The sequence below is a fragment of the Arthrobacter sp. TmtSoilC48 genome (assembly GCF_059739425.1).
The window spans coordinates 2,624,527-2,644,648 of record NZ_AP046049.1 but is presented as its reverse complement, the minus strand read 5'-3'; the positions used below and the strand labels follow the sequence as shown (position 1 = coordinate 2,644,648).

Annotated in this window: 19 protein-coding genes; 8 read left to right on the top strand and 11 right to left on the bottom strand. The window is 61.0% G+C overall.

The genetic code is table 11. From position 1 onward, the window contains the following. The first annotated feature begins 47 nt into the window (after positions 1–47). Both AC6I97_RS12460 and AC6I97_RS12455 read left to right on the top strand, forming a co-directional pair. A complete protein-coding gene (locus AC6I97_RS12460) occupies positions 48–1,709 on the top strand; it encodes an amidohydrolase (protein WP_497945011.1) in 1,662 nt (553 codons plus the stop codon). Between the two features lie 418 nt (positions 1,710–2,127). Continuing rightward, the gene (locus AC6I97_RS12455; RefSeq protein WP_224164425.1) at positions 2,128–2,877 is read left to right on the top strand and encodes a polyprenol monophosphomannose synthase; all 750 of its coding nucleotides are present in this window, start codon (positions 2,128–2,130) and stop codon (positions 2,875–2,877) included. A gap of 69 nt (positions 2,878–2,946) precedes the next feature. Here AC6I97_RS12455 and AC6I97_RS12450 read toward each other — a convergent pair whose 3' ends face one another. From AC6I97_RS12450 to AC6I97_RS12435, 4 genes are all read right to left on the bottom strand, one after another. Next, positions 2,947–3,294 carry an RNA polymerase-binding protein RbpA gene (locus tag AC6I97_RS12450; RefSeq protein WP_021470504.1) on the bottom strand — a complete coding sequence of 116 codons (348 nt, stop codon included), beginning with the start codon at positions 3,292–3,294 and terminating at the stop codon, positions 2,947–2,949. A gap of 255 nt (positions 3,295–3,549) precedes the next feature. After that, complete coding sequence (locus AC6I97_RS12445) at positions 3,550–4,545, bottom strand: SPFH domain-containing protein (RefSeq protein ID WP_309926023.1); 996 nt, start codon at positions 4,543–4,545, stop codon at positions 3,550–3,552. Between the two features lie 93 nt (positions 4,546–4,638). Further along, complete coding sequence (locus AC6I97_RS12440) at positions 4,639–5,100, bottom strand: NfeD family protein (protein WP_497947079.1); 462 nt, start codon at positions 5,098–5,100, stop codon at positions 4,639–4,641. Positions 5,101–5,183: 83 nt separating this feature from the next. Beyond that, positions 5,184–6,038, bottom strand: a complete 855-nt coding sequence (locus AC6I97_RS12435; protein ID WP_497945010.1) for a methyltransferase domain-containing protein — start codon at positions 6,036–6,038, stop codon at positions 5,184–5,186. Between the two features lie 69 nt (positions 6,039–6,107). Here AC6I97_RS12435 and AC6I97_RS12430 point away from each other — a divergent pair, with 69 nt between their 5' ends. Beyond that, positions 6,108–8,123 (top strand): S9 family peptidase, encoded by a 2,016-nt coding sequence (locus AC6I97_RS12430; RefSeq protein WP_497945009.1) that lies wholly within the window; start codon positions 6,108–6,110, stop codon positions 8,121–8,123. Positions 8,124–8,140: 17 nt separating this feature from the next. Here the strand turns inward: AC6I97_RS12430 and AC6I97_RS12425 are convergent, their stop codons facing one another. After that, on the bottom strand, positions 8,141–8,818 hold the full coding sequence (locus AC6I97_RS12425; protein ID WP_497945008.1) for a peptide deformylase: 678 nt from the start codon (positions 8,816–8,818) through the stop codon (positions 8,141–8,143). A 100-nt stretch (positions 8,819–8,918) separates the two neighbouring features. Between AC6I97_RS12425 and AC6I97_RS12420 the strand changes: the two genes are divergently transcribed. Further along, positions 8,919–9,338: a nuclear transport factor 2 family protein gene (locus AC6I97_RS12420; RefSeq protein WP_497945006.1), complete on the top strand. Its 420-nt coding sequence runs from the start codon at positions 8,919–8,921 to the stop codon at positions 9,336–9,338. A 15-nt stretch (positions 9,339–9,353) separates the two neighbouring features. On the opposite strand, the gene AC6I97_RS12415 is transcribed toward AC6I97_RS12420, so the two are convergent. The 3 genes from AC6I97_RS12415 to AC6I97_RS12405 are packed head-to-tail and all read right to left on the bottom strand — an operon-like array spanning position 9,354 to position 12,311. Further along, the gene (locus AC6I97_RS12415) at positions 9,354–10,484 is read right to left on the bottom strand and encodes an FAD-dependent oxidoreductase (RefSeq protein ID WP_497945005.1); all 1,131 of its coding nucleotides are present in this window, start codon (positions 10,482–10,484) and stop codon (positions 9,354–9,356) included. Continuing rightward, positions 10,477–11,178, bottom strand: a complete 702-nt coding sequence (locus tag AC6I97_RS12410) for a class I SAM-dependent methyltransferase (protein WP_497945004.1) — start codon at positions 11,176–11,178, stop codon at positions 10,477–10,479. The genes AC6I97_RS12415 and AC6I97_RS12410 overlap by 8 nt, the downstream gene beginning before the upstream one ends. Beyond that, on the bottom strand, positions 11,175–12,311 hold the full coding sequence (locus AC6I97_RS12405; protein WP_224090415.1) for a type III polyketide synthase: 1,137 nt from the start codon (positions 12,309–12,311) through the stop codon (positions 11,175–11,177). Before AC6I97_RS12405 ends, AC6I97_RS12410 begins: the two co-directional genes overlap by 4 nt. Before the next feature lie 224 nt (positions 12,312–12,535). Here AC6I97_RS12405 and AC6I97_RS12400 point away from each other — a divergent pair, with 224 nt between their 5' ends. The 3 genes from AC6I97_RS12400 (at position 12,536) to AC6I97_RS12390 (ending at position 17,091) form a co-directional block, all read left to right on the top strand. Further along, on the top strand, positions 12,536–14,929 hold the full coding sequence (locus AC6I97_RS12400) for an ATP-binding cassette domain-containing protein (RefSeq protein WP_224164430.1): 2,394 nt from the start codon (positions 12,536–12,538) through the stop codon (positions 14,927–14,929). Between the two features lie 173 nt (positions 14,930–15,102). After that, positions 15,103–16,440, top strand: a complete 1,338-nt coding sequence (locus tag AC6I97_RS12395) for an HAD family hydrolase (RefSeq protein ID WP_497945003.1) — start codon at positions 15,103–15,105, stop codon at positions 16,438–16,440. A gap of 96 nt (positions 16,441–16,536) precedes the next feature. Continuing rightward, complete coding sequence (locus tag AC6I97_RS12390; RefSeq protein ID WP_497945002.1) at positions 16,537–17,091, top strand: hypothetical protein; 555 nt, start codon at positions 16,537–16,539, stop codon at positions 17,089–17,091. Between the two features lie 28 nt (positions 17,092–17,119). Here the strand turns inward: AC6I97_RS12390 and AC6I97_RS12385 are convergent, their stop codons facing one another. Continuing rightward, positions 17,120–18,196 (bottom strand): site-specific integrase, encoded by a 1,077-nt coding sequence (locus AC6I97_RS12385; RefSeq protein WP_497945001.1) that lies wholly within the window; start codon positions 18,194–18,196, stop codon positions 17,120–17,122. A 114-nt stretch (positions 18,197–18,310) separates the two neighbouring features. Between AC6I97_RS12385 and AC6I97_RS12380 the strand changes: the two genes are divergently transcribed. After that, a complete protein-coding gene (locus AC6I97_RS12380; protein ID WP_497945000.1) occupies positions 18,311–18,520 on the top strand; it encodes a hypothetical protein in 210 nt (69 codons plus the stop codon). A gap of 52 nt (positions 18,521–18,572) precedes the next feature. On the opposite strand, the gene AC6I97_RS12375 is transcribed toward AC6I97_RS12380, so the two are convergent. Further along, positions 18,573–18,926: a helix-turn-helix domain-containing protein gene (locus AC6I97_RS12375; RefSeq protein ID WP_497944999.1), complete on the bottom strand. Its 354-nt coding sequence runs from the start codon at positions 18,924–18,926 to the stop codon at positions 18,573–18,575. Then, entirely contained in the window at positions 18,919–20,052 is a 1,134-nt protein-coding gene (locus AC6I97_RS12370; RefSeq protein ID WP_497944998.1) for a tyrosine-type recombinase/integrase, read from the bottom strand. The genes AC6I97_RS12375 and AC6I97_RS12370 overlap by 8 nt, the downstream gene beginning before the upstream one ends. Positions 20,053–20,122 lie beyond the last annotated feature (70 nt).

Here is a 20,122-nt window from a genome sequence, read left to right as displayed (position 1 = left end):
CGTTTTCGAGACCCAGACCTTCTTCAAACGCTCGAGGAGCACACCGCATGAACCAGCCAGGCCCGTCCGCCGGCGACCGTCCCGACGAAAACGTCCGTAAGGTCACCCTTTACCGGAACGGTTCGATCTATACCGCTGCCGATCCGTTCGCTACCGCCATGGTGGTGGATGGTGACACGGTCGCGTGGGTGGGATCCGAACAGGCAGCGACGTCCATCGAGGATTCCACCATGGACGTCATTGATCTTCGGGGGGCCCTCGTGGCACCGGGCTTTGTCGACTCCCATGCGCACCTGACGGAGACGGGCCTCGCTTTGGCTGGACTGTCCTTGACGGGTGTGCGGTCTGCCCGGGAACTGCTCGACGCCGTTGCTGCCGCCGGCGGTTCAGGCACTGTCATTGGCCACGGTTGGGATGAAACAACGTGGCAGGATGCCACGCTTCCAACGCTGGAAGAGCTGGAGCAGGCCTCCGGCGGCAGGCAGGTTTACCTTTCCCGCATTGACGTTCACTCCGCCCTGGTTTCATCCTCCCTGGCGGCCTCGGCCGGCCTTGCTGGCATGGACGGCTTCTCCGGGGATAGTGGTCGCGTCGTCAGGACAGCCCACACCGCCGCCCGTCTCGCGGCGCGGAGCTTCAGTGACGCCGAACGGAGTGGGCATCAGGAACGGGCCCTGCATTATGCGGCTTCCAGCGGCTACGTTGCCTTGGCTGAAATGTCGGCCCCGCACATTTGCGGTCCGGACGATCTTCGCATGGCCATGTCCTGGAACATGCAGACCGGAAAACCGCAGGTGCTGCCGTATTGGGGCGAGCTGGCGTCATCGGAGGATCACGCCCGCACGATCCTGGACGGCCTGGGCCCCGGGGTCCTGGGCCTGGCGGGTGACCTGAACATCGACGGTTCCATCGGGTCGCGGACAGCTGCCTTGAGACAGGATTATTCCGATGCGCCGGGCCAACGCGGCACTTTGTATCTTTCAGTGGATGAGGCCGCCAAGCACCTTGCTGCGTGCTCACTCCTGGGCGTCCAGGCCGGTTTCCACATCATTGGCGATGCCGGCCTTGATGTTGCGCTTGACGCATTGGACGCCGCAGCCGCCGAGGTGGGGGAGCAGCGGATCCGCGCAGCAGGCCACCGCTTTGAACATGTTGAGCTTGCCGATCAGGCTGCAGTCGAGAAGCTGGCCAAATACTCGGTGACAGTCAGCATGCAACCGGCATTCGATGCTATGTGGGGAGGGTCCGGAGGTCTCTACGAGCAACGGCTTGGCGGACGCAGCAAGGCCATGAACACCTTGGCTGCGTTCTACGCCAGCGGAGTTCCAATCACCTTTGGCAGCGATAGCCCCGTGACACCACTCAGCCCTTGGTCAAGCATCCGGGCCTGCCTGGAACACAGCAACCTGGACCAGCGCATTTCAGCCCGTGCGGCGTTCCTTGGCCACACACGGGCAGGCTGGCGGGCCACCAAGCACAGAAACCCTCTGATGGGCCAACTCGTGCCCGGTGCGCCGGCCAGCTTCGCGGTTTGGGAAGTTGAGGAACTCATGGTCCAGGTAGCGGATAGCCGTGTGCAGTCCTGGAGCACCGATCCCCGTGCCCGCACTCCCTTGCTCCCTGCCCTGGATACCGGCAGTGATCCTGTATGCCTGCAGACGGTGAGGGAAGGCCAGGAGCTCTTCGCTCACGAATCCCTCCGGGTCTGAGGGCACTATTTCCTTGCCTTCGAATGCTCCGCCTGAACTGGGACGATGCACGAACGCGCAGGTCAACCGCGGGTTGACAGCTTTTGTAAAGTCCGTAGCATTGAGGCTCAACGGATCGTTAAAGCTTGGGGTGATCCCGGGAGTAATGGTCTGGTCGCGGCCAGGACGTAGCCTGGTGGCGGTACGCGAGTGGGCAGGCCCATAGGGCCCCAGAAAACAGTTCGTCCGGAAATTTACCTGTCCGGACAACACTGGTCCTGGGTCTATGGACCTGCCCGCAGCGTTTAAGTTTGTGTGGCCGGGGCCACAGCTGCCCTTAGCAGTGCACAGGATCGTCCTATAATGGAGAGTTGCGCCAGAACGCCAGCCTTGAGGCTGGTCCGGCACACTGACCGCTCCATCAAGGAAAGGCCTCTTCTTGCGTGTCCTGACGATCATCCCTACCTACAACGAGCTGGAATCGCTCCCCAAGACATTGGGTCGGCTGCGGACCGCAGTGCCTGAGTCGGATGTCCTGGTGGTTGATGACAACAGCCCGGACGGCACGGGACAACTTGCTGACGGCATAGCCGCCGAGGACAAGCAAGTGCACGTACTGCACCGCAAAGGCAAGGAAGGCCTTGGCGCGGCCTACATAGCCGGCTTCAAGTGGGGCCTTGCCGCCGGGTATGACGTCCTCGTGGAGATGGACGCCGATGGTTCCCACAAGCCCGAGCAACTGCCCCTCCTCCTTGATGCGGTGAAAGAAGGCGCCGACCTCGCCATGGGCTCGCGCTGGGTACCGGGAGGCAGTGTTGTGAACTGGCCGCTCTACCGCCAGGCAATCTCGCGCATCGGCAGCACTTATGCCCGCATCATGCTTGGCTTGAAAATCAAGGACGTCACCGGCGGCTACCGGGCTTTCCGCCGCAGCACACTTGAAGCCCTCAAATTGGACGAAGTGGATTCAGTGGGTTACGGCTTCCAGGTTGACCTTGCGTGGCGTGTTGCCAAGCTCGGCCTGCGCATTGAGGAGCGCCCCATCACCTTCGTTGAGCGGGAACTCGGCGCATCGAAGATGAGCGGCAACATCGTGGTGGAAGCCATGATCAACGTCACTAAATGGGGCCTGGCAGCACGCTGGGCCAAGCTCACCGGCAAACAGCCGGCCCTCGCAAAGCAGAAGTAGCTTCCAGAAAGAAAAGGCCGGACCGGTTCCGCAAGGAACCGATCCGGCCTTTCCATTTGAGTCCGAAGACTAAGCTGAGCGACGCTCTCCGCGGCGCTCACGCAGGATGTTCAAACGATCCTCAAGGATCTGCTCCAGCTCCGGAAGGCTGCGGCGTTCCAGGAGCATGTCCCAGTGGGTACGGACGGCCTTCTCGTTGGCGTCCACGGGACGCTCGCCGTCTACGAGCAAGGCTTCCTTGCCAGTCTTGGAAACCCAAACAGGGGGGATCTCGGCTTCAGCAGAGAAGGTGACGAAGACCTGCTCGCCATCCTCGCAGCGGTATTCAACCCGCTGGCGCGGTGCCGGTTCAACGCCGGACTCGGTTTCCATGCTTTGGGCGCCAAGACGCATACCCCGCAGGCTGCGATCGCTCATGATTACTCCCTCTGTCTGTTCGCGGAGCCTGAACTCCGCGCTAGCCGTAAGCCGTTTTCGCGGTCTTTACGGACTACTTCTGCACACCTTGCATCACTAATTGCAACGCCTGGCCAAGCTTTAATGTTCCATCCACACTGAACCAGCCGGACAAATATCCCATTATACGCGGATCGATGGTCAGTACCCAAAAGCAATGCACAACGCGATGAGCGGCCAGCCGTTTGGCTGACCGCTCACCTGCCTAACACAGAGTTACTCTGTGGGCCTTGACTGTGATGCCGTAGTGGATTCCACGGGAGTTACTGGCTCCGAAGCAGCAACTTTGTTGCTGCCGCCAAAGAAGCCGGCAGCATCGGAGTCACCATTGGCGCCCCCGAGCGCACTGCCAATGCCCTTCAGGGCCTCACCAACTTCACTGGGGATGATCCAGAGCTTATTGGAACTGCCCTCAGCAAGCTTGGGTAGCGTCTGCAGGTACTGGTAAGCCAAGAGCTTCTGGTCCGGGTTGCCCTTGTGGATGGCGTCAAAGACTTTCTGGATGGCCTGGGCTTCACCGTCTGCCCGAAGGATAGCGGCCTTGGCATCACCTTCAGCTGCAAGGATGGCAGCTTGGCGCTGGCCTTCTGCTGTAAGGATTTGTGACTGCTTGGTTCCCTCAGCCGTCAGGATGGCTGCTCGACGGTCGCGCTCTGCACGCATCTGCTTTTCCATCGAGTCCTGGATGGAGTGGGGCGGATCAATAGCCTTCAGTTCCACACGCGAGACGCGGATGCCCCAGCGGCCTGTTGCTTCATCCAACACTCCACGCAGCTGGCCATTGATCTGGTCGCGGGAGGTCAGTGCCTCTTCGAGGTTGAGGCCACCTACAACGTTACGAAGAGTTGTCGTGGTCAGCTGCTCAACCGCCTGGATGTAATTGGCGATTTCGTACGTGGCTGCCCGTGGGTCCGTCACCTGGAAGTAGACCACGGTGTCGATCGAAACCACGAGGTTGTCCTCGGTGATGACTGGTTGCGGCGGGAAGGACACCACCTGCTCACGGAGGTCGAGCAACGGCAGGAGCCGATCGACGAATGGAATCAGGATGGTAAGGCCCGGGTTGAGCGTGCGCTGGTACTTGCCGAGGCGTTCAACGACGCCGGCACGCGCCTGCGGGATGATCCTTACCGAGCGGACCAACACGATGATGACAAAAATGACGAGAACAATCAGCACAACTGCTGCCGCTGTTCCTCCTAAACCGTCCATGCGTCTCCTTGATTCCCCAATTGCGTGGCTTGCTTTGGCCTTTTGCGGGCAGGCTGCCAACCTGTCCGCAGAATTCTGGTTTTCCGGTTCGAATCAGCGCGGGCTGTTTTCGGCAGGCGAGGCAACTACCGCCGTCGCGCCGTCAATCCTGGTGACCTGAACGGTAGCGCCGGCGTCCAGGACTCCAGCGGTGCTGCGCGCGCTCCAGACGTCGCCGCCGATCTTGACCAGACCGCTGGTGCCCGTGACCGCTTCAATGACCAGGGCGGGCTGACCGATGAGCCGGTCGATATTCGTCCGCTGTTCTGCTGGTCCTTTATGCAGGTGTTTCAGGGCAACCGGCCGGACGAAGGCGATCATCAAGAGGGAGACCACGCTGAAGATGACGATCTGGAGCCAGAAATCGGCCCCGGCGAAGTCGGCAATGAGCCCTGCCAGTGCGCCGCCGCCGAGCATGCTGAAGAAGAGGTCGAGGGTTAGCATCTCCACCACCGCGAACGCGAGGAAGACCGTGAGCCAGAGGGCCCACCAATTCTCGCCGAGCCATTCAAACATCATTTCCCCCTTGGTCCCGGACCCCGCCGCAGACGGGGTCACAGTCGCTGTTCCTCCATCCTAGCCCGACGCTGAGTTCCTCGTCAGGAAGCCGAAGCACCCACGGTGAAGAGGCTGATACGGAACTTCGCCGTGGTTGCCACGGGTCCATCCGCAGCGGCCAGCTGTGCGAGTTCTTCGGGCTTGATGTGGTGACCGGCCGGCCCCATGTAGGCGATGTCGGCCAACTCGGAGCCCTTGAGGGTGAGGGGCATGTCCAGGTTGTACGCTGAATTCGCGCGGAAATAGCCGCCCAGGGATTCAGCCAGGCGCTCAGCCTTGCCTTCCTCAATACTGAGCATTCCAGTGCGGGCAGCGATTTCAGCCAAATGTCCTGGCTGCGGCGTCACCACAATCAACTGTCCACCAGGCCGCAGCACCCGGGCGAACTCTGCCGGGTTCCTCGGAGCGAACACCACAAGGACCACATCCACGGCGTCGTCGGCGACGGGCAACCGGCGCCAAATGTCCCAGACAAGGTTGGCAGCATCCCCGTTGAGTCGTGCGGCCCGCCGTAGTGCGAATTTGGAAATGTCCAGCGCGATTGCAGAAGCCGGGGTGGTTTCCAGAACGCGGTGGAGGTAGTGCCCGGTGCCGGTTCCGGCGTCGAGAACCACGGACCCGGGCCGCTGCAGCGATGCGGCTGCCAGACCCGCGACGCGATCAGCCAAAGCAGCATAGTGTCCGCTGTCCAGGAATCGCTGCCGGGCGCCCACCATTTCCGCCGAATCAGCTTCGAAGACTGTGCCCTTACCTGTGAGCAGGTTGAAGTAACCCTGTTTCGCGGCATCGAAGACATGCCCGGAATCGCAAACAAGCCTCCGCTGTGCATCCCCGGCCAGCTGGAACCGCCCTTCGCAAACGGGACAGCGGAGGGCGGCAACGGCATCGGACAACATGGATTCAATCCTACGTTGGGCCGGAGTGTCTGGTGCCTGCGCCAGGGCTGCGGGGCTAGGCTCACCAAGGTGAAACCCGAGCAACTGCCTTTGTTGAACTCCGTCTCCGCCCCGGCCATCCATCCGGACGGTACCAAAGCCGTGGTATCCGTCGTCAGGCCTGATTTCGACGCCGATGCCTACGTCGGTCAATTGTGGAATGTACCGCTGGACACCAGCAAGCGCCCGCGACGTATCACCCGTGGGTTCAGGGACACTTCACCGGCTTTCTCCCCTGACGGCCTGGTTTTGGCCTTCCTGCGGAGCGACTTTGAGGGAAAAGCACAATTGTTCGTTGTGGAGTCGGCAGGGGGCGAACCACAGCAGGTCACGGATCAGCACGGCGGGGTCAACGGGTTTGCGTGGTCTCCCGATTCCCATCGCGTGGTGTTCACCAGCCGTGTTGCGGAACCGGGCCGATATGGAACGGTCGACGGCGTTGCTTCCGGAAGCGAAGACGCCCGGCTTATCGCCGTGAACCAGTACCAGATGAACGGTGTGGGGTACGTCCTGGACCAACGCCAGCAGCTGTTCGTGGTTGACGTGCTGGAATTGGGTGGCGAGCCTGTTGTCATTCCCCGTGGCAGAGCGGCCCACGAACAGCCTGGCGCCAAGGTAACCGGAGTCCCCACTGCCATGCAGATGACGTTCGGCGAATCGGACCACGAGGCGCCGTGCTTCTCGGCTGACGGCAGCTTCATATATTTCGTAGCGGCTCTCCACGACGGGCATGATGACGACCTCGTAACGTCCGTGTACCGGATTAAGGCAACAGGCGGCGAGCCAGAGCCCATCAAACCCAACAATCCAAAACTGCAGACCGTCACGGCCGTGCGGGCGTCCGCCGATGGCCGATCGCTCTTCTTCACCGCGCAGGACCTGGGCGATACAGGTCGGGATTTTGTGGCGCGCAACGGCGTTCTCTACTCAATGCCTGTCAGCGGGGGAGATGCGGTTGCCCTCACCGACGTCGAGCATTTGGACGTCTCAGGCCCGCTGGAACCGAGCGGACCTGACAGCGTCCTTGTACTGAACACGGCGCTGGGCAGCGTGGAGCTCCTCGATATCACCGCGGCAGGCAGCATTACTCCTCTGGTCCATGGAGCCCGGGTAGTCAATGGAGCCACCGTAGCCGCCAACGGCGAAATAGCCGTGAGCTTCCAGGACGCCTCCACCGCTGGCGACGTCGCCTCCCTGGAGCGAGGTGAACTGCGCCTGCTGACGGACTTCTCGGCGGAACTGCGGAATAGTTCCCGCGTCAGTGAGCCCATGGAATTCCAGGCGGATGCCAAGGACGGGTACCCGGTGCATGGTTGGTTGCTGCTACCTGACGGACCAGGGCCACACCCTGTCCTGCTCACTATCCACGGGGGTCCGTTCTCCCAATACACGGGAGCCTTCTTCGACGAAGCGCAAGTCTATGCAGCTGCGGGATACGCAGTAGCCATGTGCAACCCGCGGGGATCGTCAGGCTATGGACAATCCCATGGGCGCGCCATCAAGGAGCGCATGGGGACCCTGGACATGCAGGACGTGCTCGCCTTCCTGGACGCTGCCTTATCCACGCATACAACTTTGGATGCAGATCGTACGGGCATCATGGGCGGATCATATGGCGGCTATCTCACGGCCTGGACCATTGCACACGACCACCGTTTCAAAGGGGCAATTGTCGAACGCGGGTTCCTGGACCCGGTCAGCTTCGCGGGAACGTCCGACATCGGCTGGTTCTTTGGTGGCGAGTACGCCGGAGCGACACCCCGGCAGCTGGTCGCACAGAGCCCTTTGGCCGTAGCAGCCTCGGTGGAGACACCGACATTGGTAATCCACAGCGAAAACGATCTTCGGTGTCCTCTGGAACAGGGGCAGCGCTACTTCGCCGTGCTGAAGGAGAGAGGGATTGAGACCTCGTTGCTGGTCTTTCCCGGGGAGGACCATGAATTGTCCCGCTCCGGTACGCCGCATCACCGCAAGCAACGGTTCGAGCACATCCTTGCATGGTGGGCCGCGCACCTCGCTACGGCATCAAACCGCCTGCCGGACTGAGGCAGGCCACGCACCGGCTAGCTGTGCAGGAAACCCAGGGTCCGCCGCGCATCTCCAATGTCCGGATTGGACCACCGCAGGGAGTGTTCCGCGTTGCTGGAAAGCGAGCGCAGCTCCGCCTTGTCCAGATAGAGAATTCCCTGTAAGTGGTCCGTTTCGTGTTGCACTATGCGTGCCTGCCACCCTGAGAACCATTCCTCCACTGGGCGCCCCTCTGGAGTCAGATAGCTCAATTCCACATTGCGGTATCTGGTGACCACCGCTTGGTAGCCGCTAACGGACAGGCACCCCTCATAGAATGACGCTGTCTCGTTTCCCAGCGGCCGATATTGAGGGTTCAGGACAGCCATGAACTCCAGCTGCTCCCTGTGACGGACCGTTGCCGACTCGGGATCCACCTCGTACTTGTCTTCAAGTACCGCCAACTGCAGCGGAATGCCCAACTGCGGAGCCGCCAGCCCAACCCCCGGCGCGGCAAGCATGACCTCACGCATCCGCTCGATGAACGCCGCCAATTCAGTGCCATCAAGCTGCCCGTCATAGGGCGCCGCCTGTTGCCGGAGGACGGGGTGCCCGGCTTGAACGATCGGCGGAAGCTCCTCTGTTTCAAGTAACCGCAGGACTGCGTCCCTGATCTGGAGGGGATTAAAGTCAGTAGCCGGGCTGGGCGCCTCGGAGTGAGGTTGCTGCGTCATGACTTGAGCCTAACGCCAAGGCTGCTCTTCGTGCCTGTGTCCTGCACCCGGGGTGCGCCCTTGCCGGGCCTCGGTCTCCACGTTCAGCTAGGCTCGTCGGATGAGTATCAGCACCCCTCTGGACCATGTACTCGGGTTTATCAGGACGGTTGAATCCGGCGGCGGCGCCGCCGAGATCAGCCCGTACCTTGCCCACGACTTCACCCTTACGGAATGGCCGCACGCACTATCCAGGACCGGGTCCACCAGGTCCCTTCAGGAGACCCTCACAGGCGCGGACCACAGCAAGAACATCGTGGCGAACCAGAGCTTTGAGGTGGTTCGTACCACCTGCGAAGGCAACCGGGTAGTCCTGGAGATGAACTGGTCAGCCACATTGCTCCTGGACCTCCCGCACTGGGATGCGGGTGAGACCATACGTGCGCGGAGCACCGCTGTCTTTGAGCTGCGGGACGGTCTAATCGTCAGCCAAGACACCTACGACTGTTACTACACCCTTCCTGAACAGGCAACGTCATGAATGAACACGCGCCACCTAGCGCATGGTGAATCGCCGTTCGACCAGGGCGGAGACACCCGGCAGCTCCAAAGCATGGGCAAAAAACGCGTTTCGGGATGCCATGATTGCCGGATGCAGGGGCCTGCCAAGGGCCATATTCAACCCGGCCTGCTGCGAAGCCCGGGATGCCGCCCGGCGTCGTTCCTTCTCGAACAACTGAAGCTGCCGACCGACGTTATGTCCCCTGAGGGAGGCATCAACGAGAGGCGCCAAGGCAGCGGCGTCAAGCCATCCAAGGTTCATTCCCTGGCCTCCGATGGGGCTGATCTCATGGGCGGCATCGCCCAACAAAACCGTCCTGCCATGGACCATTCTCTTCACGAGCCGTGATTGGACCTCGAACCCGCTGAGCATGGTGTTGCTGCCGGGGTCCACGCCAACTCCCGTCCGGGCTTCCACCAACGCAGCCAGGCCTGCCGCCGTCGGGCTTCTTGCGGGGGCTCCAAGCCGTACCACCCACCGGCGAACATCCCCGGGCAAGGGGAACGACTCCACGATCCCATCGGGCTCCAGGTAAAGAACTGCGTCATCTCCGTGCCCTGTGGTGTCGATGAAGTCTCCCATCAGGTAGCAGTCCGGATAGGTCCGTACGGAAAGGCCCGGGAGAAGGCGCTGGCGAATCATCGAGTGGGCTCCGTCGGCGGCCACCAGCAGTCGGCTTGTGTAGGCGAGGCCACCGGACGGCGAGTCGGCCAGGACGCTCACCGTACCGCCGTCGTCGGCGAAATCCGTGACAGCGGCGCCGCGGATGATCGCGTCCGGATCCAAAGCCATGACCGCCTGTTCAAGCACCTGTTCCGTTTTGGGTTGCGGGACAGCAAGAATGAACGGAAAGTCCAGGTCCCCGTTGAAGGGCAACCCGGCCACCCTGGCTCCTTTGCTGTACGCAACGCCCCGCTCGATGCGGACGCCGGATGCCACCAAAGTCGCCGCGAGACCGGCATGGTCCAGTTCCTTTAGAGCCGGAGGGTGAATCCCAATTGCCCGTGAACGGTGGCTCCGGTTCGATCGGCGTTCCAGTATGCGTACACGGTGCCCCTGTTGGAGCAGGAGAACGCCCATGAACAACCCAACAGGCCCGGCCCCGACGATGACGACGTCAAGCATGTTGGTAGACGAGCAGGTTGTGCCATGGGCCGTTCCGTTCCACGCTCCAACCGGCCGGAGCCGCCCGTTGAAGCTCTGCGGCGGTAAAGCTTCTCTTGATGGAAACCAAACCGTCCCCGCAAATATAGGAGCCGATACCCAGCGGCCAGAAGCCGGCGGCGAAAAGGAGGTAAGCGGCGTTGCTGCGTTTGAGGTCGTTGTGGAGCACCAGACGCTTGGCCAGAGCCTCGGAGTCCCGCACGACGGCGGTGAATTGATCGGCGTCGAGGTGGTGGAGGATGTGGTTGGACAGCACAATATCGAACGCGCTGCCTTCCGCGACAAGTTCGGCACTATGGGCCTGCCGGAAACGGACACCCTCAACGGCTGGGGAGCGGCTGGCAAAGTCGTAGGCGCGCTGGTCCGGATCGATCGCCGTGACCAGCAAAGAGAACCCATCCCTCGCGGCCCATCCGGCCAGGCTTCGGGCAACGTCCCCACCACCGCATCCGATGTCCAGCACCGATGCCGTACCGGTAGAGGCCAGAATCGGCCGAAAGCGGTCACGGTAAATGCGGTGCCATCCCGAAAGGAGGCCGTTGACCACCGGGAAGCGGGCATAACTACGGTTGAGGCGCTGGAGGTCGCAGTCAGACCGGTCCATGTCCTCGATGGCATCCACGTCCCTGTCTTTCAGGGACCCCCACGGGCTCACAGAGTGGGAGAGACCAACGTAAAGAGGCCAGTCTCCACCGTGAGTCCGGGGCCAAAAGCCATGGAACAGATTGGTTCCTCGCGCTGGCTTGGCGTTTGTCCGAGCATGTATTTCAGGACAAAGAGCACCGTGGCGCTGCTCATGTTGCCGTATTCCCTCAGTGTTTCCCTTGCCGGGACCAGTTGCTCCTCGGTTAGTTCGAGCTTGGATTCGACCTTGTCCAAAATGCTTCGCCCACCAGGATGGATGGCCCAGTGCGTTATTTCGCGGTAGGGGAGTCCCGCCAGTTGTGGCTCTTTGGCGAGCAACGGCTCCAACGCGCCAGTGATGTGTTCCTCGATGATGTGGGGCACGTAGGAACCCAGCACCATTTCGAATCCTTCGTCGCCGATGTTCCAGGCCATGGCTTCTTCGCCCACGGGCGTGAGGACCGTTTCAAAGTGGTCCAGCCGGATCACGGGTTCGGGCCCTTGGGGTTCCTTGGCCGTTACGATGGCCGCCGCCGCGCCGTCGCCGAATATCGCTGAACCCATGATGGTGTCCGGGTCGTTGGAGGTCCGCACGTGCAGTGAACAAAGCTCCACACAGATAACCAGAACGACGGCGGCTGGATCAGCCAGGCAGAACTGCTTGGCTGCCTTCAGGGCTGGAAAAGCGGCATAACAGCCCATGAAGCCCAGGTGGTATCGCTGCACGGCGGGGTTGAGTCCAAGTGCCCGGACTACCTTGTAGTCGGGACCGGGGTTGAAGAATCCCGTGCAGGAAACGGTGATGACGTGGGTGATGTCATCGAGGTCAACGTCAGGGACCCGCGCCACCGCAGCCTTGCCGGCCTCGATGAAGAGTTTGGTGGCTTCCGTAGCAAAGATCTCGTTCCGGACTTTGGTGCTGGGGCTGAGCACTTGATTGCTCGAGGGGTCAAAGAACCGTGGATTTTCCGGATGTGCGTCGAGACTCAGCTCTTCCACCGCCGTATACCGGGTATCTATTGCTGCTGAGTCGAAGCACGTGGAGACCAACCGCGACCCGAGCCGCGTCAGTCCTGGTTGAGCTGCAAAGACGTCCCGTGCCTGCGACTGCACGAGGATGGTTGGCGGAACTGCGGTTTCAAGGGACCTCATGTATACCGGCATGCTTCATTCTTAGCGAGTCGGCGGCTGATGACAATGGTTGGAGCGGCTCAGGCTTCGCGTCCTCCCCGAGGCCCGTGGCGCAGGCCGCTAGTGTGGACACTGACCGTTGCCGCATTCGCGACGACGAACGAGAATTTTACGTACTGACCTCAGGCTGGTCAGACCTGGCCAGGCGACGCCGACGGGGGACTGTTGGGTGGCGCCGCCTAACAGATGGAGCGATCATGAGCATTGCCACGAGCACCGACACCCAGTCTCCTGCGTCGCATGTAGCAGACACCCACGACCTCATACGGGTGCAGGGTGCGCGCGAGAACAACCTCAAGGACATCAGTGTAGAGATCCCCAAACGTCGCCTGACGGTATTCACGGGTGTCTCCGGCTCGGGCAAGAGTTCGCTGGTCTTTGGGACCATCGCGGCCGAGTCCCAGCGCATGATCAATGAGACCTACAGCGCTTTTGTCCAGGGCTTCATGCCTTCACTGTCGCGGCCGGACGTGGACATGTTGGAAGGCCTGACGACGGCCATCATCGTTGACCAGGAGAGGATGGGATCGAACCCGCGCTCAACGGTGGGCACTGCGACAGACGCCAATGCCATGCTCCGTATTCTCTTCAGCCGGCTCGGGCAGCCCCACATCGGATCGCCGAACGCGTACTCGTTCAACGTGCCTACCGTCAAGGCCAGCGGGGCCATCACGGTGGACCGCGGTGAGGGCAAAACGAAGACGGAGAAGGCCAGCTTCAATCGCCTCGGCGGTATGTGCTCACGCTGCGAGGGAATGGGCTCCGTCAACGATTTCGATCTCACTGCACTGTACGACGACAGCAAGTCCTTGAACGAAGGCGCGCTCAGCATTCCCGGATACACGATGGATGGTTGGTATGGCCGGATCTTCAGTGGATCGGGCTTCTTCAACATGGACAAGCCAATCGCGAAGTTCACCAAGAAGGAGCTCCACGACCTCCTGTACCGGGAACCGACCAAAATCAAGGTTGAAGGCATCAATCTCACCTATGAAGGCGTCATCCCCAAAATCCAGAAATCGATGCTCTCCAAGGACGTCGACGCACTTCAACCCCACATCCGCGCCTTCGTGGAGCGGGCCATCACTTTTACAACCTGTCCGGAGTGTGAAGGCACCAGGTTGAGCCCGGAGGCACGTTCTTCCAAGATCAAAGACAAGAGCATTGCCGATGTCTGCAAGATGCAGATCAGCGACCTTGCCGCTTGGATCCGGGAAATCGATGAGCCCTCAGTGGCTCCGCTTCTCAAAGGACTGCAGCACCTCCTGGACTCCTTCGCCGAGATAGGTCTCGGATACCTGTCCCTCGATCGGCCTGCGGGAACCTTGTCCGGGGGAGAGGCGCAGCGAACCAAGATGATCCGGCATCTGGGCTCATCGCTGACTGACGTCACCTACGTCTTCGACGAGCCAACCATCGGCCTGCATCCACATGACATCGAGCGCATGAACCAGTTGCTTCTGCAGTTGCGGGATAAGGGCAATACTGTGCTGGTAGTCGAGCACAAGCCTGAAACGATTGCGATCGCTGACCACGTGGTGGATCTCGGACCTGGCGCAGGCACCGGCGGCGGAACAGTCTGCTTCGAAGGCGATCTGGATGGACTGCGGGGGAGTGACACCATCACTGGACGCCACCTGGACGATCGCGCATCCATCAAAGAGCAGGTACGGACAGCTTCCGGCACTCTTGAGGTACGTGGAGCTTCCACCAACAATCTTCAAAACGTGGACGTGGATATTCCACTGGGCGTGCTCTGTGTACTCACGGGTGTGGCCGGATCAGGCAAGAGCTCGCTCATTCACGGCTCGGTGGCCAAACGTGACGGGGTCCTCGTGATCGACCAAGGTGCCATCCGGGGTTCCCGCCGGAGCAATCCTGCAACTTACACTGGGCTGCTTGAGCCCATACGCAAGGCGTTCGCCAAGGCCAATAATGTGAAACCGGCTCTCTTCAGTTCCAACTCGGAGGGCGCGTGCCCCACCTGCAATGGCGCTGGCGTGATTTACACGGATCTTGGCGTCATGGCGACGGTGGAATCAACGTGTGAGGAATGCGAAGGCAAACGCTTCCAGGCCTCCGTATTGGAGTACAGGCTTGGCGGGCGCAATATTGCAGAAGTGCTTGCAATGTCTGTCGACGAGGCTGAGACGTTCTTCAGCGAAGGTGAAGCACGCACACCTGCCGCCCACAAGATCCTGGACCGCCTCGCCGACGTCGGACTCGGTTACCTGACGCTCGGACAGCCGCTCACCACACTTTCCGGCGGGGAACGCCAGCGGCTCAAGCTGGCTACGCAAATGTCCGAAAAGGGCGATATTTACGTCCTGGACGAGCCGACTACCGGCCTGCACCTGGCCGACGTCCAAAACCTACTGGGAATGCTGGACCGCTTGGTTCAGTCGGGAAAGTCAGTCATTGTGATCGAACATCACCAGGCCGTCATGGCACATGCCGACTGGATTATCGACCTCGGACCAGGTGCCGGACACGACGGCGGCAAGATCGTTTTCTCCGGTACGCCCGCTGATCTTGTGGCTGACCGCCCGACGCTGACCGGCAAGCACCTAGCGGCTTACGTCGGCGCTTGATACTTGACTGGCCTGAAAAAATGCCAATACGACTTGTTTTAGAGTGGCCAGCCCAAGCTTCCTAGTAGAAGTTTCCGCCCCATCTCTTGACTATCCCTTGTGACATGACACACACTTACTCAGGACTTTGGACTATTTACAGACCATTAAGGATCTTGAGAATCGGGGGAAGCATGTCCACATTTTCGTCAGCGTCAGTCAAGGATGACAAGAGCTACAGGAAGGAAACCCTCAGGAAGAACTATTTCCGGTTTGCGACCACCGCGGCCGTAGTGGCTGCCCTTATGTCAGCCACGTCGTGCGCAACACCTCCTGCCACCAACGCTCGGCCGGCAGCCGAATGCCGCCAACTCGACGCCCAACTGCCATGGCCAGGCGAGGTCCGCGAACAATTGCAAAAGACCATCGACGCCCACAGCAGCTGCACCGGAACAGCCCGCGGAGATAAAGCTCCAGTCGCAATCTTCGACTGGGACAACACCGTGGTGAAGAACGACATCGGCTACGGCACGAACTTTTGGATGCTGCGGAACGACAAAGTGCTGCAACCAGCCAATAAGGATTGGAAGAGCACAAACCGCTACCTTACTGATGCGGCAGCGAAGGCACTGGCGGTGGCATGCGGTACCGACACGCCCGCAGGCCAACCCCTGAAGACCAGCAGCAACACGGAGTGTGCCGATGAAATCCTCGCCATCCTTGAGGACAAGACGCGTTCCGGCGAACCGGCCTTTGAGGGCTTCAATGCCCGCCACCTCATAGGCGCCTACGCCTGGGGTACGGCCCTCTCTGCCGGATATACGGAGGAGCAACTTGGCGGGTTCGCACTCGCAATGAAGCAGGAGAACCTGTTAGCACCAGAAGGCAGCATGCAGACCGTTGGAAGCCAGCAGGTGGACGGCTATATCCGGATATACCCTCAAATGAAGGACCTCATTGGTGTCCTTCAGGCACACGGCATCGAAACCTGGGTGGTTTCCGCATCGCCGGAGCCGGTGGTCAAGGCGTGGGCCGGCGAGGTTGGCATCGACGCCGGACATGTCGTAGGCGTCCGAAGCGTATACGAGGACGGGATCCAAACCTCTCATCTGAAAGGCTGCGGCGGCATACCCGACGGCGAAGATTCCGTCATGACCTACATCGAGGGAAAACGATGCTGGGCCAATCAGGTGATCTTCGGCGTCGAGGGTCCCTCAGCCTTTGAGCAACTGCCTGCCGGACGACGCCAGATCCTGGCCGCCGGCGACTCCGGCACGGACGTAACCTTCGTTGCCGACGCCACCGAAGCCAGACTGGTGGTGAACCGGAACAACGCGGAAATCATGTGCCGCGCATACGACAACGAGGACGGAAAGTGGCTAATCACGCCAATGTTCATCGACCCCAAACCACAGCGCAGCGAGCCGTATCCATGCAGCACCAAGGGGTACACCAACCCGGACAGCAGCAAGGGTCCCGTGCTGCGCGAGGACGGCAGCCTTATCCCGGATCAGACAGACCGTGTCCACTGAGTCAGACTGGGTCAGGCACCCCTTCTACTCCCGTTGTTTGACTGGCAGCGGGACGTGTTGAAGTGGGACGAGTAGCACTACGGCTAGATTTATGGCGTGAGTTCCCTTGTTGAAGAAGCCATAGAGGTTCTTTATGCCGCGAAGGTTCCGTTGGCTCCGGGCCTATCACCTTGGCAAATCGATGGTGTTGAAGAGCAATTCTCGTTCGAGTTCAGTCCCGATCATGCGGGCTTGCTGAGTCTCGCGATGCCTATCGGCCCGAAATGGGTTGATTGGATGGGCGATCCGGCGGCGATTCAGAAGCGGCTCGACTGGCCTCACGATGGGGTGTTGTTTGATGTTCGGGAGAATGCTTTTTGGCCCGAGGAGTGGGGTGACAGGCCCACTGACGTTGAGGTGGCCCTTCAAACGGCACGTGGTCGCTTGCGGGCCGTCCCCGTCCTCATTCCGATCTATTCGCATCGTTTTATGCCAGCAGCTCCTGCGCCTGCCGGCAGCCCGGTCTTTTCCGTGCACCAAACAGACGTGATCTATTACGGCAGCGATCTCGTCTCGTACTTCCAAAGCGAGTTCTTTAACATTCCTGACCGAAAATCACCGAATTATCGTGTCGATTTCTGGTCTGAGCTGGCGGAGGGTCAGTGGATCTAAGGCATCATCGCCCGGGCTGGAGTGATAGCTAGACGTTTTGCGGGCCTATCGAGGCGATGTATTGGGCGTAGTTGGCTGATGAGTCGATGGCGTGGCGTTCGATGGTGATGGGGGAGTATCCGAGGGCTTCGGCGATGATGGCAACGGGGGCGACTTTGGTGAGTTCGTGGAGGGTCCCGAGCCTGGCTGCTCGGCTGCTGAAGGCTGTTCTGAGCCGTTCGGTGAGGCTGGCGGCTCGGAGGTGTTTTCCGGGTGAGCCGCCGCGGAAGACCCAGTTGCTGTTGGGGTGCGCGGCTGTCTGATCATGGGTCGGGGTGGCCGCCAACTCTCGCCAGGGTTCATCGAGAGGTCGTGCGAGGGCAATCTCGACGGTTCCGAGGGTGATGGTGACTTCCTCGTCGGTGACCTTGACGTGGTCCCAGGTGAGTTTGACGACATCGGAGATCTGCTGGCCGAAGACCACGACGAGGATCGCGGCCGCACGGTCTCGTGGGCTCATTTCGGTTGTGTGGGTGAGGCCTTGGACAAGGTCTTGTTGTGTGGCTGCATCGAGCCGGGGGCTGGTGCCGCGGCGGTGGGGTTGCAGCTTCAGGGCCGGGTCGATGAGGTTGGATTTGGTGGCCCAGTCGATGAAGCGTGATGCGATGCCTCTGGTGGTGGGGCCTTCTGCCTGCCAGCGGTCCAGGTGTGCCTGCGTCATGGTTGGCAGGTGGGTGTGGTGTTCGGTGAGCCAGTTGAGCAGTTCGATGGCGACCGTGACTGATTGTTTGGCCCTGAGGAAGGTGCCTTGGGTGACTTCTTCCATCTGGTTCATGCGGCGTTGGTGGTGCCAGCGGATGTAGCGGCGGATCACGTCGCGATGATTCTGGGTCGTGACCTTGTCGATCGCTTGCCCGGCCCAGCTGGTGAATCGTGTGCTGAGTTCGTCACGGCGGGGCAGAACGTTGTGTTCCACGAGCAGACCGCGGACGTATTCGCGGGTGGCGGAGGCGGGCAGCTGGTCGAGGCCGGCGTGGGTGATCTCGGGCGTTCCGGCCAGTTCCCGGAGGAAGGCCATGACGTGGGGCTGCTGGATCCAAGTGAGGCCGCTGTTGGCTTGTTTCATGGATTTCAGCGCTGTCGCGATAGCTTGCAGTTCAGGGGAAGGATCATGCTCGTCCGGCGTGAGGAGGCGGTCGACTGTTGCTGAGAGGACGCAGGCCCAGCAGCGGTTTCCTGAGTGGATCTCGTCTTCGTTGCCGCAGCCGATGCAGTCGATGTTGAGTTTGACGCCGGAGCATTTGCGGCAGGCCGGGAGCATATCTATCCGACCGGGCAGGACGCCTTCGTGGCCGCAGGCGCAGGTTCCCCGGGTTCGTTTGGCTTGCTGGTAGCAGTAGCCGCAGATTCCGCTGTCGGGCCAGCGAACGACGATCTGGTGGTGTTCTGAGCAGCGTCCGCAAGGTTCGGGCCATTTCGCAGGGTCGCTGGGTTTCCGGGGTCTAGGCATCTTCGTCCGGCGGCAGGACCCTGATCCGGCGCGCGACCGGGGCCCCTGGCTGGATTCCCAGGTCTTCTGGCCGCTTGGGGGCGTTGGCCGTCTTGGCGGCGCGCATCTGGACGTAGGGTTCGAACAGGTCGTTGGGGGTGCATTCCAGAATGTCGCAGAGAGCGGCGAAGGTCTGGGCGGGAATGCGTTCCGGTGTTCCGGTGACCAGGCGGTGGACCTGGGCGTTGGAGAGGCTGATGCCACGGGCTTTGAGCAGGGGGAGAAGCTCGGTGGTTTTCCAGAGGTTTCGTTGGGCCATCATCTGCCGAAGGTTCCAGCGGTATCCGATCCGTCGCTGTTCAGCCATGGCCGTTCCCTTCGTCAGTGCCGCTGCGGCGTAGGCGCTGCGCGATCATCGTCTGGATGGTCTTCTGTTTGAAGTCCGCCGACACGGAAGTATAGAGGGCGGTGGTTGAGGAGTAGCTGTGCCCGACCTGCTGCTGGATAAACAAGGGGTCGTAGCCGGCTTCGATCAGATGCGTGACGTAGGAATGCCTCAAGGTATGCAAGGACAATTCCTGCGGGAGCCCGGCGATCTCCCGGACGCGCTGAAAGGAACGGTCGAAGTTGCGGTGAACTGTGGAGCCTGAGCGTTCCGAGGGCCACAGGCTGGCCGAACGGTCCGCCGTAGGGAAACGTTTCCGACCGTCGGGGGAGAGCCAGTGCTCAAGCAGCCCAACGACCCAATCGAATTCCGGGACGGTCAGAACGGTCCGGCGTCTCGGTCCGGAGCCTTTGGTTCCTTTCGCCCAGCGCACCTGGAGCGCCCCGAATCGGCCGAACTGTTCAACGTGCGGGTTCGGTCCGAAATCGACGTACTCCAGCATAGTTAGCTCTCGCCGGCGGAGCCCGTAGGCGTAGGCGACCTTGAATGCCGTCGAATCCCTCAGGGCAGGGAGCCAGCGCTTTGAACCTTTGGCGAATTCGGCGTCGATCAAGTCGTCAGCGGCGTCGAAGAATGTCTGAAGTTCGGTCCTGGTGAAGGCCCGGCGACGCGGTGGCATGGCATCGTCCGTCGTGTGCCGGGGTGAGTTCCACTCGAATACGACCTGCACCGGAATGTCCGCAAAGACTCGTTCGCAGAAGTTTGACCACCCGTATCGCCCATCAGTGAGGTAGGAGCAGAACGCCCTGATGGCTCCGGAATTGGCCCTCAGGGTCGATAACGCCAAGCCCTTGTCGGAGTTGCGTCGGTCCGCCAGGAACTCATCCACATGATGCGCAGACCAGGTCCAGGGAAACTCATTCGAGTGTTCCTGAAACCGCTGAACCGTCCCGCACGAGCTCTTGATATAGGACGTCGACAGGCCACGGGCCAGCATTTGGGCACGCCAGCCATCCAACATCGCTTCAAAGACGCGATCCTCAGCACGCAGCAGCCCGACATTCTCGCTGGTCAAAAAGGCCGGAATCCGCCCAGGTTCGATGTTCACGGAACAAACTCTACGCAAGAATCTCTCATCTAATGAGAGAATACGCTGCCGAGGCGCAGAATCGCGGGCC

Bases quoted from the DNA above. Each gene is read 5' to 3' on its own strand.
- AC6I97_RS12385 (WP_497945001.1), bottom strand. From the start codon at position 18,196: ATGAAACAAGCCAACAGCGGCCTCACTTGGATCCAGCAGCCCCACGTC.
- AC6I97_RS12425 (WP_497945008.1), bottom strand. From the start codon at position 8,818: ATGACGCAGCAACCTCACTCCGAGGCGCCCAGCCCGGCTACTGACTTT.
- AC6I97_RS12460 (WP_497945011.1), top strand. From the start codon at position 48: ATGAACCAGCCAGGCCCGTCCGCCGGCGACCGTCCCGACGAAAACGTC.
- AC6I97_RS12400 (WP_224164430.1), top strand. From the start codon at position 12,536: ATGAGCATTGCCACGAGCACCGACACCCAGTCTCCTGCGTCGCATGTA.
- AC6I97_RS12395 (WP_497945003.1), top strand. From the start codon at position 15,103: ATGTCCACATTTTCGTCAGCGTCAGTCAAGGATGACAAGAGCTACAGG.
- AC6I97_RS12415 (WP_497945005.1), bottom strand. From the start codon at position 10,484: ATGCTTGACGTCGTCATCGTCGGGGCCGGGCCTGTTGGGTTGTTCATG.
- AC6I97_RS12420 (WP_497945006.1), top strand. From the start codon at position 8,919: ATGAGTATCAGCACCCCTCTGGACCATGTACTCGGGTTTATCAGGACG.
- AC6I97_RS12435 (WP_497945010.1), bottom strand. From the start codon at position 6,038: ATGTTGTCCGATGCCGTTGCCGCCCTCCGCTGTCCCGTTTGCGAAGGG.
- AC6I97_RS12440 (WP_497947079.1), bottom strand. From the start codon at position 5,100: ATGTTTGAATGGCTCGGCGAGAATTGGTGGGCCCTCTGGCTCACGGTC.
- AC6I97_RS12445 (WP_309926023.1), bottom strand. From the start codon at position 4,545: ATGGACGGTTTAGGAGGAACAGCGGCAGCAGTTGTGCTGATTGTTCTC.
- AC6I97_RS12375 (WP_497944999.1), bottom strand. From the start codon at position 18,926: ATGGCTGAACAGCGACGGATCGGATACCGCTGGAACCTTCGGCAGATG.
- AC6I97_RS12405 (WP_224090415.1), bottom strand. From the start codon at position 12,311: ATGCCGGTATACATGAGGTCCCTTGAAACCGCAGTTCCGCCAACCATC.
- AC6I97_RS12450 (WP_021470504.1), bottom strand. From the start codon at position 3,294: ATGAGCGATCGCAGCCTGCGGGGTATGCGTCTTGGCGCCCAAAGCATG.